Raw genomic sequence first — 14,643 nt, 5'->3', positions numbered from 1 at the left:
GACCACACATGCAAGGGAGCAAACCGATGCTGACAGTCGGTGACACATTTCCGAGTTTCGATCTGACCTCCGTCCCCGGCGGCCCCGAGGGGCTGAAGGGCGATTTCGTCCAGATCTCGGACAAGACCGACGCGGGCAAGTGGAAGCTCGTGTTCTTCTGGCCGAAGGATTTCACCTTTGTCTGCCCGACCGAGATCGTGGCCTTCGGCAAGCTGGCCGGGGAATTCAAGGATCGTGACACCGTCGTCTACGGCGTGTCGATCGACAGCGAATTCGTGCATCTGAACTGGCGCCTGCATCACGAGGACCTGAAGGGCCTGCAGATCCCGATGCTGGCCGACATCAAGCGCGAGCTGTCCGAGGCCTGCGGCGTGCTGTCGCCGACGGCGGGCGTCGCCTACCGCGCGACCTTCCTGGTCGACCCCGAGGGCATCATCCGCCACGTCAGCGTCAACGACCTGTCGGTCGGCCGCAATCCGCAGGAAGTCCTGCGCATCCTCGACGCGCTGCAGAGCGACGAGCTGTGCCCCTGCAACTGGAAGCAGGGCGAAGCCTTCCTGAAGCCCTGATCGGGCGGGTCCGGCCCACGCCGGACCCATCGTTGCCAACCGCCGGCTGGCCAGCCCCAGGGCGCTGGCCGGCGGCCCAATTCCACAGCAGGTACATCCGTCATGTCGATCGAATCGCTCAAGGAGCGCCTTCCGGACTATGCGAAGGACCTGAGGCTCAATCTGGGCTCCCTTGCGAACGATATCACCCTGTCGCCGCAGCAGCTGGCCGGGACGTTCGTCGCCACGGCGATCGCGTCGCGCAATGCCGACGTGACCCGCGCCATCGTGGCCGAATACGAGTCAGTCCTGTCGCCCGAGGTCCTGGCCGCCGCCAAGTCCGCCGCCGCGATCATGGGGATGAACAATATCTATTACCGCTTCGTGCACATGGTCGGCGGCGACTACGCCCAGATGCCCGCCCGGCTGCGCATGAGCGTTATCGGCCGCCCGGGGGTGGACAAGCTGGATTTCGAGCTGTGGTCGCTCGCGGTGTCCGCGGTCAATGGCTGCGGCATGTGCGTCGAAAGCCACGAGAAGGTGGTGCGCGAGGGCGGCCTGTCGACCGAGCAGGTCCAGACCGCCGTCCGAATCGCGGCCACGGTCCACGCCGTCGCCGCGACGCTGGAGGCCGCGTTCGCCCTGGGCGATTCCCCGGCGAACTGACCGTCCGGCGCCGGAACGGGGGACCGTTCCGGCGCCCGCCTCACCGCTTTTCGTCCGATAATGCGTTTTTTCGCGCGAACCCGGTTGCCAGACTCGCCGGCCTTTGTTAATTCGCGCTCCACGAACGGACGGGAGGTCTTCCTCCCCAAGCCGATGCGGGTGTAGCTCAGTTGGTTAGAGCGCCGGCCTGTCACGCCGGAGGTCGCGGGTTCGAGCCCCGTCACTCGCGCCACCCCTTCCCATCCCCACGATTGCATCGCCGCGATTCGTCACGGCAATCCTGTGGAGCGGCTTTACACGCCGGTCTGCCGAGCGCGTCCTGCGCAGAAAGCCCGGCGTACGTTTCCGCCTGTCGGAACGGAGCGACCTTATCGGCTATGAGAGCACCAAAGCACAGGAAACACGCGCCGGGTCTCCGGCAGACCGGCGTGTAAAGCCGCCTCTCAGGTTGCTGCCTTTTCGAGACCCAGATAGGCCGGCAGCACAGCGTCGGGCGGCCCGTCCATGCGGATATGGCCCTGGTCCATCCACAGCACGCGCGTGCACCATGTCGCCAGGATATCGGGCTGGTGCGTCGAGATCACCAGGATCTCGGCCCGCGATACCAGATCCTCCAGCCGCGCCTTCGCCCGGCCTATGAAGGCGGCATCGCCGGCCATGAACCATTCGTCCATCAGCAGGACCTGCGGCCGGCTGGCCGTCGCCAGGCCGAAGGCCAGCCGGATCTGCATGCCCGAACTGTAGGTCCGGATCGGCAGGTCGAGGAACGGCCCCAGTTCGGCAAAATCCTGGACGTCGCGTTCCACCCGCGCGATGGCGTCCGCATCCAGGCCGGTGAACAGGCAGCGCAGGCGGATATTCTCCCGTCCCGTCAGGTCGCCCATCATGCCCAGGTTCGTGTCCAGCAGCGCCCCGACCCGCCCCCGGACCGTCACCCGCCCCTCCACCGGTTCGTAGATCCCCGCCAGTGCGCGCAGCAGCGTCGTCTTGCCCGCGCCGTTCCGGCCGATCAGGCCCAGCCGTTCCCCCGGGTGCAGCGTGAAGGACAGCCCGTTGAGCGCGCGCACGACCACGCGATCGCGTGCGTCATGTTCGAACCGGCCTGAAATGGCGCGGCCCAGCCGTTTTTTCAGGCTGCGGGCATTGCCGTGGTAGAGGGGAAAGGCGATGCGCAGATCACGAACGTCGATTCCAGCCATCGTCTCAGACCCAGTATGCCAGCCGCGACCGCAGGCGCGAGAACAGAAGAAGCGTGATGACCCACAGCAGGATGCTGTAGCCCCCCGCCGCGATCCAGACGGACAGGCGCGGCACCTCGCCCATCACCGGTCCGCGCAGGATCTCGAACAGCGGATAGAACGGGTTGAGCAGCATATATTGCCGCCCGGCCAGGATCAGACCCGGCTCCCACATGATCGGGGTGACGAAGAAGGCGATCTGCACCACGCTGGCGACGATGGGCGGGATGTCGCGAAACCGCGTGCCCAGCACGCCCAGGGCCAGAGAAAGCGCCAGGCTGTCGACCGCCCATAGCGCCAGGACCGGTATTTCCGCCAGCAGATGCGCGGGCATCAGGCGGAAGATTGCGAAGACGACGATGATGACCGCCAGATTATGCAGCAGGATCAGGGTATTGCGTACTACCGAGCGGATGGCGTGTACCGTGAAGGGAAGGCGCGCCGCCTGGATCAGGCTCGCGGCGCGGGTAAAGACCTGGCACCCGTCGCCGGCGATGCCGCTGACATATCCCCACAGGACCAGCGAAATCGACAGGAACGGCAGGTAGTGATGCAGGTCCATGTGGAACAGCGCGCCGTAGACCGAGCCGATCGCCGCGACCATGACCGCCGTCGACAATGTCAGCCACAGCGGCCCCAGGATCGACCCACGATAGCGCAGCTTGATGTCCAGCCAGCCCAGCGTGCAACCCAGCCGCCACATGCGGCATCCGCCGGCGACATCCGCCAGCGCGCGCCACAAATGGCGCAGCCCGGTTTCGGGCGTCAGGTCCAGCACCGGTTCCGCCGGCATGGTCCCGTCGATGTCCGCCATGATCGCTCCTTACACGCGCCGTCCCGCTGGCATCCGGCGGTGCATGGGGGCGGCCCAAGCCTCTTAGGCAAGGCGTTCGGGCGGCGCAAGGCGGCTCCCCGGCGATGCCCCCTTTCCCGCGCGCGCCGTCTGGCCGAACATGCGTCTCCGCTGCCCGGCCCCGAGGCGGAACCGCCGGCGCAGGACACGCAACAGCGATACAAGCCATGGAGCGTCCGATGCCTGACCTGTTCACCCCCATGGCCCTGAAGGGCCGTACCCTGCGCAACCGCATCGCGGTGTCGCCGATGTGCCAGTATGTCGCGACCGACGGGGTTCCGGGCGACTGGCATGCCGTGCATTACGCCGGCCTGGCACGCGGCGGCGCAGGACTGGTGGTGATCGAGGCCACCGCCGTTTCGCCCGAGGGGCGGATCACGCCAGGCTGCGCCGGCCTGTGGAACGACGCGCAGGCGGACGCCTTCGCCGCCATCGCCCGGTCGATCGAGGACGCCGGCGCGGTGCCGGGCATCCAGATCGGTCATGCCGGGCGCAAGGCCAGCGCCAACCGCCCGTGGGAGGGCGACGACCATATCGCGGCGGACGATCCGCGCGGCTGGCCCACGATCGCGCCCTCGGCCATCGCCTTCGGCGCGAACCTGCCGAAGATCCCGCAGGCGATGACGCAGGACGACATCGTGCGCGTCCGGACGGATTTCGTGGCCGCCGCCCGCCGCGCCCGCGATGCCGGGTTCGGCTGGCTGATGCTGCATTTTGCCCATGGCTATCTGGCGCAGAACTTCCTGTCGCCCCATTCCAACCGCCGCGACGATTCCTATGGCGGCAGCTTCGACAACCGGGGCCGCTTCCTGCTGGAAACGCTGGCGGCGGTGCGTGAGATCTGGCCCGAGGACCGGCCGCTGAGCGCGCGACTGGGCGTCATCGAATATGACGGCCGGGACGCCGAGACGCTGGATGAATCCATCGAGCTGGTCCGCCGCTTCCGCGCGGCCGGGCTGGATTTCATCGATGTCAGCGTCGGGTTCTCGACCCCGGACACCCATATCCCGTGGGGGCCGGCCTTCCTGGCCCCCGTCGCACGCCGCGTCCGGGCGGAAGGCGGCCTGCCGGCCAGCACCAGCTGGTATATCGACCGGCCCGACCAGGCCGACGCGCTGATCCGCGACGGGGCGCTGGACATGGTGACGCTGGGCCGTCCGCTGCTGGAAAACCCCCACTGGCCCTATGCGGCGGCCCGGGCGCTGGGGCGGGCGGACGCGGCCTGGACCCTGCCGGCGCCCTATGCGCACTGGCTGGCGCGCTATCGTCCCGCATGAAAGGTCGGGCGCCGCCCGAACCCGGCAAGGGCCTCGGCCCTTGCATCCGTTCGTTCAAAAACCCTGGGTTTCCACAGGGCAACGACCTTTGTCTTCGCGGCACGACCCTATGTCGGCCCATCATAGGTCAGACGATAGATCGTCCCGGCCTCATCGTCGCTGATCAGGACGCTGCCGTCGGACAGGGGCTGCACGTCCGCGGGGCGTCCCCACGGGGTTTCGTTGTCCTGGAAGCCGTCGACCAGCGGCGTATAGGACGCCACCGCCCCATCCGGACCGAACCGCACGGCCATGACCCGGTAGCCCGACAGGCGGCTGCGGTTCCACGACCCGTGCTCGGCAATGATCAGGCCGCCCTTGTAGGACGAGGGGAACATGGCGCCGTCATAGAACCGCAGGCCCAGGGCCGCGACATGCGCCCCCAGTTTCAGCACCGGCGGGGTGAAATCCGAACAGGGATGCCCGCGCCCGAACACCGGATCGGGCACATCCCCCTGATGGCAATAGGGGTAGCCGAACGATTGCCCCACATGATCCACCCGGTTCAATTCGTCGCTGGGCACGTCATCGCCCAGCAGGTCGCGGCCGTTGTCGGTGAACCACAGCGTCCCGGTGCCGGGTTGCCAGGTGAATCCGACCGTGTTGCGGATGCCGAACGCCACGTCCTGCCGCCCGGTGCCGTCCGGGTTCATGCGCATCAGGCGGCCGAACTGATGCCCGACATCGCAGATATTGCAGGGTGCGCCGATCGGGACGTACAGCTTGCCGTCCGGACCGAAGGCAATGAATTTCCAGCCGTGATCCCCCACCCGCCAGGGCAGGTCGGCGACGACGACCTGGGCGGCCGGCGGATCGTCCAGCCGGTCCTCGATCCCGCGCAGGACCACGATGCTACGGACGTCGGATACATATAAATCGCCGTTGCGGAACGCGACGCCCACCGGCATCGTCAGCCCACGGGCCACGACGCGCACCCTGTCGGCCTTGCCGTCGCCATCGCTGTCGGTCACGGCATAGACCGCGCCGGCCGTCATCGATCCCACGAAGATCGTGCCCCGGGCACCGACCGCCATTTCCCGCGCCGAGGGCACCTGGTCGGTATAGACCGCGATATGAAATCCCGACGGCAGGCGCAACCTGTCGATCGGCGGCGCGGCCTGTGCGGCGCCGAAGCTCGACAACAGCACCAGCAGCACCGCGGACGTCGGGCCCTTCCATGATGGCATCCTTGCTCCTCCTTTCGCCGGACGTGACGGGCGATCGCCCTCGATTTATCGTGCTGCCGACGCCAGCAACCGCGCCAGGGCTTCGGCCCCCGCCGAGACGTCGGTCCAGGTGGTGTCGAAATCCTTGACATGCCCGAAATAGGGATCGGCGACCCCCTGCCCCTGACGGCCGGGAACGTGGTCCAGCAGCAGCGACAGGCGGGCCGTCGCATCGGCCGGACGACGGGCCCGCAAATGCGCCAGATTGGTGTGGTCCAGCGCCACGATATGGCTGAAAATCCGGAAATCCTCGACCGTCACCATGCGGGCGCGATATCCGGTGATGTCGAGTCCGTGCCGTCGGGCAACCTCCTGCGCTCTGCGATCCGGGGGCTCGCCGGCATGCCAGTCGCCGGTTCCCGCCGATTCGACGATGACGTCCAGGCCGTGGCGCATGGCGGCGGCGCGAAATGCCGCCTCGGCCAGGGGGGAGCGGCAGATATTGCCCATGCAGACGAACAGGATGGCGGGACGGCCGGGCATGACGATTTCTTCCCTCCGGAACGACGCGGTACGACAGGCATGATGACGGGGAACAGACAAATCTGTCGAGCCGTTGCAAATCCACAAGCATATGCCGCCCGGCGACGTACCGTGTGACGCTCGGGCCGCCGGATCGCTCCGACGCGGTGCGGTTTTCGATCCCTGCCTTGCATATGCAAACAAACGCCGCCGACAGCGTCCGCGTTGCACAGGAATAACGCATACAATATCGAACCAGATGAGCCAGAGCAGACTGCGTGGGCTTCTATCGACGCTGCAAAAGCACATCGGATCGCCAACGGGGCGAATTTTAAACCAGATTCTTCACACGAATCTCATAGATGTGAATAAACGATTACTTTGATCGGACAAACGAGCGGATGCGATACGGCGTTTATCGCGTCAGCCCCATCCTGGCGCATTGAATGATCTGCGCAGATCGCACAGGGGTGCTGGAAATCCGAACTCCATCCATGACCGTCATGGTGCCGCCAATGCGGCGTCATTCGATGCGATCCACAAACACCATAGCGCAAGCAGCGGATCCTGCCCGGACCGCATCGCATGGACGATATTGGGCGGATTATACACGATCCCTCCCGTCCCTGGGGCATGCCATGGTCCGGTTCCCTGCCGCCACTCGCCGTCCGACAGTACGACATAGACTTCTTCGGGCGGATGGTGATGATCCGGATAGAGCGTGCCTGGCGCCACAAGGCTCACGCCGATTAAAATGTCGTTCCTTTCTTCAAGTCCACCTGGGCCAACAATAATCGCATTTGCATGGCCTTCGAGAAACGCAGCCCCTTGCGCGCCCGGGCGGGTTCTCCAGTTCAGACGCGGCTCAACTGCGGCAACGGCTTCCGCAAGGCGGCCGCTGATACCGGGATGCGCGCCTGCACGTGCAATTGCTGCGTCGAAATAACGACACACAGGTAAGCGAGCCGGGTCCACGGATACGGACAGGCCGGATCCTGTCCTCGACCCTGTGAATATCCGATCAGCCGCAGCCAATGCCGCGGCGGAACCACCTCCGGCGTGGACCGAGGCCTCGGCTGCGGTCAGAACGGCCGCAATATCTGAAGATCGTAATGACATCTTCTTTTACCGTGTTGTTCAAAGGAAGTATCCAGCCACCATAACGGGTGAAATCAAGGACCATAATATGTCGGCCGCCTGAATGTCCAATTCCGCAAAAGCAACCCCTCGAAGCGCGAAAGCTTCGGCGAACCGTGCATGGGGATCCGGACCATTGAATTTGGCGGCAACGACGAAAGAATATGCATCGGCGTTTTACCGATCGCCGCCACATCATGGTTGCAAGAGATCACGCCGAATTCAAAATGAGCCGATGTTCATCCCTCAATGAAATCCTCTTGCATTGCTATGATGCCCGGAGGGTAGCATCCCGCGTTTCCGGCGCATAAGCCCAGCATATGAGGCCGGCGGCCGTAAGCCATACCGCTGTCATCTGCAACACGTGGTTTATACCAACCAATTGGCTTATATAGGGAATACCAAAAGTCGTAAGGGAAACACATATACGGCTGGTGGACTGCGCCATTCCCTGCGCGGATGCCCGGATCACAACAGGAAACAATTCCGCAAAATAAACATACTGCATGCAGCTGGCTGCGGAGAGAGTAAGCGCGAACACGCTGAATAGAGCAAGCAACACGACCGGTGTAAACGGAATACCGGAGGACATCAGACATAAACTCATCCCACAAACAAGAAATGTCAGGATGAGGAACCTACGCCGCGACATGCGTTCGACAATGAAGAAACCGAGGACGGAACCCACGACCACGAAAAAGGTATAAATCAATCCTCCTATGTACGGGCTTCGAATTCCCAACTCGGCCAGTATGTTCAGAAGAAACGTACCCACAAGAAAGTAGGGAACCAACTGCCCCAGGAGAATGACAATCGCCACCATAAGTCTGCGTCTGATCTTCGGCGACAAAAGGGAATTGTTCACCACGATGCCCTCATCAGGGCGCGGCATCGCGGGAAAAATCACATCATGCCGGGGAAAATGACGTTTCACGATCCGCAGAGCAGCTTCCGTCCTCGCACGGGCATGTAGCCACACAGGGGACTCCGGCAACCAGGCCCGCAGCGCGCACGTGGCGCCGGCGGGCAGCGCCCCCAACATGAGGCACCAACGCCAACCATCCGGACCGCCTGAACACAGAAGATAACCGGCCTGGAATGCGAACGCAAAACCGAAGCTCCAGAACAACATCATGGCGCCCAGCAAATGCCCGCGATTCGAAGCACGCGCGAATTCAATCTGGTAGCAACTGCCCGCGACATAGTCTGCCGCGAGCGAGACCCCCAAAAGATATCGCAAAATGACCAATTCAAAGCTGGACGTCACCATGCCCTGCAAAAGCGAGACCAGCATCGCCAACGCCATTCCAAGACAGAGCAATGGCTTCCGCCCAAAACGATCCGCAGCGGCGCCGATGATCACACTGCCGGAAAAGAGGCCAAACAGAGTGCCGCTTCCCATGGCTCCAACGTCCCAGACGCTTGCCCCCAGTGCCGTCGTCGCAGTTGGCAAGACAGCCCCGATGCTGCCGATGGCATATCCGTCGCTTACGACCCCCCCGAAGACGCTTATGGCGGCGAGATAGTGTAGACGTCCTGCGGGCAGATGTTCGAAAGAGCAGGATACTTCCGCACCTTCATGACCGGACACTTCATTCATGCAATCAGTTCTCCGAAGTCACAGGCAGATAGAGAGGGCGATTAAGCAGGTTTAATAACGATATCGATACGATTAGTTATGCGTGTTGGCTTCCGGCCTTCTTCAACTTCAGCCCCAGGCCATCGAGCCCACGTGCATGGAGGCGATCCGACCGTCACACCATCACATTCCTCGAACAGGCAGCAATCCTATCAGGAGAGGGTGCGAGGATGTCTATCTTTCCCGGCCCGCCCGCCATTCCTGCCATTTGATCACGACGCTGGCGCCGAGCCACCCCATGGGTTCCGGAGGCAGCCGACTAGGCATCGGCTGGTCTTCGAAGGCGTTCAGCTGAGGTGACGCCACACCGGCCGCCAGGTCGGCCGCCATGACTCCCGCCAAGGTACTTTTCACCGTACCGAGACCATTCTCGCAGCAGGCTGAATAGAGATTTTCTTCGACTTCCCCGAATGCGGGCACGTGATTTCGGCTAAGGCACAGACGCCCAGCCCAGCTATATTCGACTGGTATATCACCCAACTCCTTAAAACGGGCGGCGAATGATCGTTTCTGCTGCCGCGCAATTCGCATCACCCTGTCGTCCGACACCTGCATTTTCGGATCGTAAGTAAAACGCGTACGGATCACGATCCGCGATTGCCCCTGGCTCGTAATCTTTCGGACGGTCGCACCCATAGGATCGGCGGGCAGCAATGCCCATCGTGGACGACCGGTACCATGCCGCCCAGCCTCATCCGCCGTAAAGGGCGCGGTCATGGACGCATAGGTAAAAATATGCATCAGACGACCGCGAAAAAATCCAAACTCCTGAATAAACCCGTTGACGGCAACGATAACTTTAGGCGCAGACACGGTTCCACGTGTAGAACGCGCCCGCCAGATTTGGCCCGTGCGGCCAAGTTCGATGACCGGCGAATGCTCGAAAAGAGAAATCTTTTCACTGAGGCCACCTGCGAGCGCGTGAATATAATCCGCAGGCTGTATCACCGTGCATCCTGGCGTATATAGACCGGAATCGTAATAATCCGTTCCTGTTATGTCACGCATCTGCTTGGCATCCAGCATCTCGTAGTGCTCGCCGATGCCACCCAATGAACGCGCGTAATCCTCGTTGAGAGCAAAGCCCCGCCTGGTTGCAGCCGCATTGATCTTGCCGCTCGGGTCGAATGTCTCCGAACTCATCCCATATTCGAGCGCGGAATCGGCAGCGAATTGAATCGCGAAACGATTCTGCCGGATCTCCTGCCGAGTGGCCGCAGCGTCAGCCACCGAGTACTGACCGGACGACAGATTGTGCGGCACATCAATCATGAAGCCGGAGTTCCGGCCCGCAGGCCCCTTAGCCACTTCGCCTGCCTCGAGAACGACAATCTTGTCATGGGGACGAAGTTGGGTCAGACGCCTCGCTGCCGACAGGCCGGCGAAGCCCGCGCCAATGATCAACCAGTCCGCATTTACGTCACCCGAAAGCGGCCGCACCGGAAAGGTTCTCGCGCTGAGTGCTTCCCAGCCCGACACGCCCGTATCAACCGGGAGTTTTTGAATACGATGAGTTGCCATTCGCGCGGGCCGTCAATCCGTCACTTCGAAACGTCAAACCAGATGGTCTTTAGCTCGGTATATTGGTCATGAGCGTGAATTGACTTGTCACGGCCACCGAATCCGGATTCCTTATACCCTCCGAACGGGGTCGTCACGTCACCTTCCCCGTAGCAATTCACTGTTACGATTCCGGCCCGAATCTCGCGAGCGACCATTATCGCGTTTCGAATATTTCCCGTATAGACGGAGGCAGCCAAGCCATAAACAGTGTCATTCGCCAGAGCCACTGCCTCCTCTGGCGTGTCGAACGTTGTTACGGATAATATCGGCCCGAATATTTCCTCCTGGAAAAGCCGATCTGCACTGTCTACGCCATCGACGACCGTTGGCTCGACATAGATTCCGTCCACGGCGTGGCCACCGTATACGACGGCGAAATTTTCCCGGGCAATATGATCGAGATAGGATTCCACCTTCGAAAAATGATCCTTGCTCACCAGGGCGCCAAGGCGGTTTTCGGGATCGAGCGGATCCCCCATCTTCCACTCGCGCAGGGCTGCGCCGACATGCCGCAAAATTTCATCCTTGAGTGAATGATGGACAATCAGCCGCGAGGTGGCCGAGCAATTTTCGCCCATGTTCCAGAACGCGCCATTGACCACATGCTCTGCCACGCCCCGTAAATCGTCGGCATCCTCGAGAACGACCGCCGGGTTCTTGCCGCCGCACTCCAGCACCACACGCTTCAAATTTGAATCCGCGGCATAGCGTAAAAAGCGTCGTCCGGTGGTTGTCGAACCGGTGAAGCTCACCATTGCGATATGCTGATGGAGACCTATCGGTTCGCCCACCTCACGACCGGTGCCGGTAACAACATTGAAGACGCCTGCCGGCACCCCGGCTTCAAATGCGAGTTCTGCCGCACGCAGGCTGGTCAGTGACGTTTGCTCTGCCGGCTTCAGGACAACGGAACACCCCGCGGCGAGGGCTGGTCCAGCCTTCCAGGCCAGCATCAGCAGCGGGAAATTCCAGGGCAGCACGCAGCCCACAACGCCGATTGGTTCGCGCACGACCAACGCCAGCGCGGCGCCCCCGACCGGAGCGGTGCTGTCGTAAATCTTGTCGATCAGTTCGGCATGCCACCGAATTGTATTGATGGCTTCCGGCACATCTATGGTTTGACATTCCCGAACCGGTTTCCCGCTTTCGAGACTTTCCAGAACCGCCAGTTGATGCCGATTCTCATGCAGAAGATCGGCGAACTTCAGCAGAACGGCCTTCCGCTCCGCCGGTGCCCGGAGGCGCCATTCCCCCCCTTCAAAAGCGGCCTTCGCCGCCTCGACGGCGTCATCCACATCGTGGCTGTCGCACGCCGCCACCGCAGCGACAACCTGGCCTGTCGCCGGGTTGATGGTATCGAAGACGTTGCCCGACCTGGCAGGCCGGAAGGCACCATCGATGAAGGCGCCGGCCGGATACGACATTACCCGGGCAATTGCGGCATATTCCGGGCCGGTGAGGAGCTCACTCACTTGCCGACCCTGCGGTAATCTTGGCCACTGCGTGCTTGAGGTCCGCTATGATGGTACGGAGGGCATCCTGCTCCTCGGCGTCGAGGGGCCCCAAGGGGGCCCGTACCGGTCCTGCCGGCAATCCCGCCACCTCACATCCGAATTTGATCGATTGCACGAATTTTCCGGCGTCCAGGAAATTCATGAGCGGCATCATCGCGCCCATGATCTTCCTGCCCTTGTCGAAGTTCTTTTCGACAACGCACGCTTCATAAAGGGCGATATGCTCATGCGGGATGAAGTTCGATCCGGCACACACCCAGCTCCTGGCACCCCAGGCAAAGAACTCGAGCGCCTGGTCGTCCCACCCGCAGGAAAGCCCGATGCCGGGATATTTGCAGGCCAGCAGGTGAACGCGGCTCATGTCGCCTGAACTCTCCTTGATCGCAACGACGTTGCGGGATTGTCCGACGATATCAAAATATTCCGTCTCCATGCAGACACCCATGCGGGCCGGGTAGTTGTACAGCATGATGGGCAGCCCGGCTGCCCGATCGATCTTCAACGCGTGGGCAGCATTTTCACTTTGGGTCGGAAGCGCGTAAGGGGGCGATGTCACCAGGATCGCATCCGCACCAATCTCCTTGGCACTTTTCGCATATGCGACAGAATCCTCCGTGCGCGTTGCGCCTGTTCCAACGACCAGCGCAGTGCGGGAGCCAATCACGTCCTTCGCGCAGGCGGCGAGATCCAGCCGCTCCTGCGGTGTATGAGCGTAGTATTCGCCTGTAGAACCTCCGATAATGATTCCATGCACCTTCGCGTCGATCAACGATTCCAGCACCTCGGCGAACGCGCTTTTATCGATCTCGCCGCCAGGCGTCAGCGGCGTTATGGCCGGGGTATAAATACCTTCGAATTTCACGATATCTTCTCCACCAAGAGGCTTGTTGGTCCGTCAACCAAGGCGTCGGCCTGCATTGCCTGCGGGGCAATGTACATTTCCATAGTATCGCGTGAGAGTTCCCAATGGTCGAACACCAGGTCGACGACAGTCTGCTCGTCCCTTGCGGCGATGGCCGAGATAAAGCCATCATGATGTTCCACCGACTGCCGGAGTCTCAGCGTCATTTCCTTACTCTGCGGACGATAGAACGTGTTTCCTATACGGGCATGATCGATCAAGAGACGGTTCAGGCTGGGGCGTAGATAGACGTTCCCCGACATCTCTCCGATGATTTCATGGAAACGATTATTTTCCAGAACCATCGCGGTAACGTCTGCATCCTCGCTCGCCGCGCGGAAGCGCTCCTGACACCTGGCCAACTCTTCGAGTTGATCTGCCTTGAAGTTCTGAACGGCCAGACGTCCAACCGCGGCGTAAATCATCGGTGCCACAAGAAAGAAGTTGCGCAGCGTCGCGTGATTCATCGGGGCGACGCGGGCTCCCTTATTTTCCTTGATGTCCAGATAGCCTTCTCCCGCCAGACGACGAAATACGTCTCGGACAGGGGTTCTCGACAAGCCGTAACGTTCGCTGAGGATCACCTCATCGAGGTCTTGATCGGGATCGAGCTCCATCGTGAGGATCTGACGCCTGAGATCATCGTACAGATTACCTTTGCCGACCTTCAATCGCATTACTCCCGCATTGCCGACTGAGATGCCTGCTTCCGCATCATTACGCTCAATCCGTGGCATACGTCATGGAAGGAGTCAACCATATTGTATTTTTTATGTGCACAATGTGCCGGGCGACGGAATCCGCGCCCAGGAGAGGGACGGCCACAGCCTCTCATCCGGGCATCACCGACCACGGCAAGATCCATATGGACCGTCGTCCGCAGGGCTTGCCGGTGTCCATGTTATTCGGCGGAAAGATGCGCATGGCTTCGGACGACAGCAGGCCTGCCAGGCGCCCTGCGGAAACGCTGCAGCAAAAGGGGAGCGACAAAGTTCGACGGGATGTCGCATTCGAACAAGGCACGGACGACAGCATCCAATCAAAGAAACGCCAATCTCCTTAGTCAGCTTGCACGAGAAATGTGCGGTGCTTGACGCAGGAGGGCCGTTATCATCACGCCATGAATCCAATCGCGAAATCGTTTTCTTGACTTGGATCTGTGCAAGATTCGAAACGATGGCGATTGCTGATCCAGAGAAGGTGTGCCGCCTGCCGACCAATGTCTGACAAATTCGCCAAAACAATGGCGTTCGGACTCAGGAGGACACTGTATCAGTGTGGGATAATTCCAGTTTTTTGAAGATGGCTCATTTGCCTGTTCGGTAGATCGGTTCTCGACACACCACTTTGATACCCCTGTTGCATCGACGATCAGGATAACCGGCACATCACTTCAGCGTGGCGGGACTCATTGCTCCCAGTAGGAAGACCAGAATGTCAATTGCCCCCATCGACCCCCAGAGAACCGACTTTTTCCGATCGACGCTTGCCGAGCGCGATCCCGATGTTGCGGCGATGATCGGCGGGGAGCTTGTGCGCCAGCGCGAGGGGATCGAGCTGATCGCGAGCGAGAACATGGT

The 14,643-nt window shown here is 61.6% G+C and carries 13 protein-coding genes, 1 tRNA gene and 1 pseudogene; 5 read left to right on the top strand and 10 right to left on the bottom strand.

All coding sequences use genetic code 11. From position 1 onward, the window contains the following. The first annotated feature begins 26 nt into the window (after nt 1-26). From HLH28_RS13850 to HLH28_RS13840, 3 genes are all read left to right on the top strand, one after another. Nucleotides 27-569: a peroxiredoxin gene (locus tag HLH28_RS13850; protein WP_182960214.1), complete on the top strand. Its 543-nt coding sequence runs from the start codon at nt 27-29 to the stop codon at nt 567-569. A 102-nt stretch (nt 570-671) separates the two neighbouring features. Continuing rightward, the gene (locus tag HLH28_RS13845; RefSeq protein ID WP_182960212.1) at nt 672-1,214 is read left to right on the top strand and encodes a carboxymuconolactone decarboxylase family protein; all 543 of its coding nucleotides are present in this window, start codon (nt 672-674) and stop codon (nt 1,212-1,214) included. A gap of 155 nt (nt 1,215-1,369) precedes the next feature. Continuing rightward, nucleotides 1,370-1,446, top strand: a tRNA-Asp gene (locus HLH28_RS13840). 211 nt (nt 1,447-1,657) lie between these two features. On the opposite strand, the gene HLH28_RS13835 is transcribed toward HLH28_RS13840, so the two are convergent. Both HLH28_RS13835 and HLH28_RS13830 read right to left on the bottom strand, forming a co-directional pair. Then, the gene (locus HLH28_RS13835) at nt 1,658-2,413 is read right to left on the bottom strand and encodes an ABC transporter ATP-binding protein (protein WP_182960209.1); all 756 of its coding nucleotides are present in this window, start codon (nt 2,411-2,413) and stop codon (nt 1,658-1,660) included. Nucleotides 2,414-2,417: 4 nt separating this feature from the next. Further along, on the bottom strand, nt 2,418-3,266 hold the full coding sequence (locus HLH28_RS13830) for an ABC transporter permease (protein ID WP_246396199.1): 849 nt from the start codon (nt 3,264-3,266) through the stop codon (nt 2,418-2,420). A 218-nt stretch (nt 3,267-3,484) separates the two neighbouring features. On the opposite strand from HLH28_RS13830, the gene HLH28_RS13825 reads away from it, so the two are divergent. Further along, on the top strand, nt 3,485-4,582 hold the full coding sequence (locus HLH28_RS13825; RefSeq protein WP_182960206.1) for an NADH:flavin oxidoreductase/NADH oxidase: 1,098 nt from the start codon (nt 3,485-3,487) through the stop codon (nt 4,580-4,582). A 107-nt stretch (nt 4,583-4,689) separates the two neighbouring features. Here HLH28_RS13825 and HLH28_RS13820 read toward each other — a convergent pair whose 3' ends face one another. The 8 genes from HLH28_RS13820 to HLH28_RS13785 form a co-directional block, all read right to left on the bottom strand. Continuing rightward, nucleotides 4,690-5,808: a PQQ-dependent sugar dehydrogenase gene (locus tag HLH28_RS13820; RefSeq protein WP_182960204.1), complete on the bottom strand. Its 1,119-nt coding sequence runs from the start codon at nt 5,806-5,808 to the stop codon at nt 4,690-4,692. 45 nt (nt 5,809-5,853) lie between these two features. Then, the gene (locus HLH28_RS13815; protein WP_182960202.1) at nt 5,854-6,330 is read right to left on the bottom strand and encodes a low molecular weight protein-tyrosine-phosphatase; all 477 of its coding nucleotides are present in this window, start codon (nt 6,328-6,330) and stop codon (nt 5,854-5,856) included. Between the two features lie 480 nt (nt 6,331-6,810). Beyond that, nucleotides 6,811-7,428: a dimethylsulfonioproprionate lyase family protein gene (locus tag HLH28_RS13810; protein WP_182960200.1), complete on the bottom strand. Its 618-nt coding sequence runs from the start codon at nt 7,426-7,428 to the stop codon at nt 6,811-6,813. Between the two features lie 286 nt (nt 7,429-7,714). Then, nucleotides 7,715-9,046 (bottom strand): MFS transporter, encoded by a 1,332-nt coding sequence (locus tag HLH28_RS13805; RefSeq protein ID WP_182960197.1) that lies wholly within the window; start codon nt 9,044-9,046, stop codon nt 7,715-7,717. Nucleotides 9,047-9,259: 213 nt separating this feature from the next. Next, a complete protein-coding gene (locus HLH28_RS13800) occupies nt 9,260-10,606 on the bottom strand; it encodes an NAD(P)/FAD-dependent oxidoreductase (protein WP_182960195.1) in 1,347 nt (448 codons plus the stop codon). A gap of 20 nt (nt 10,607-10,626) precedes the next feature. After that, nucleotides 10,627-12,120 (bottom strand): aldehyde dehydrogenase family protein, encoded by a 1,494-nt coding sequence (locus HLH28_RS13795; RefSeq protein ID WP_182960193.1) that lies wholly within the window; start codon nt 12,118-12,120, stop codon nt 10,627-10,629. Further along, the gene (locus tag HLH28_RS13790; RefSeq protein WP_182960191.1) at nt 12,113-13,024 is read right to left on the bottom strand and encodes a dihydrodipicolinate synthase family protein; all 912 of its coding nucleotides are present in this window, start codon (nt 13,022-13,024) and stop codon (nt 12,113-12,115) included. Before HLH28_RS13790 ends, HLH28_RS13795 begins: the two co-directional genes overlap by 8 nt. Beyond that, complete coding sequence (locus HLH28_RS13785; protein WP_182960189.1) at nt 13,021-13,740, bottom strand: GntR family transcriptional regulator; 720 nt, start codon at nt 13,738-13,740, stop codon at nt 13,021-13,023. The genes HLH28_RS13790 and HLH28_RS13785 overlap by 4 nt, the downstream gene beginning before the upstream one ends. Before the next feature lie 757 nt (nt 13,741-14,497). Here HLH28_RS13785 and glyA point away from each other — a divergent pair. Beyond that, nucleotides 14,498-14,643: pseudogene (glyA, locus tag HLH28_RS18165) on the top strand (serine hydroxymethyltransferase); the annotation flags it as partial.

Origin of the sequence: Gluconacetobacter tumulisoli (assembly GCF_014174155.1) — a bacterium.
In the GTDB taxonomy this organism is placed as follows: domain Bacteria; phylum Pseudomonadota; class Alphaproteobacteria; order Acetobacterales; family Acetobacteraceae; genus Gluconacetobacter; species Gluconacetobacter tumulisoli.
This window is presented reverse-complemented; position numbering and strand designations above follow the sequence as displayed.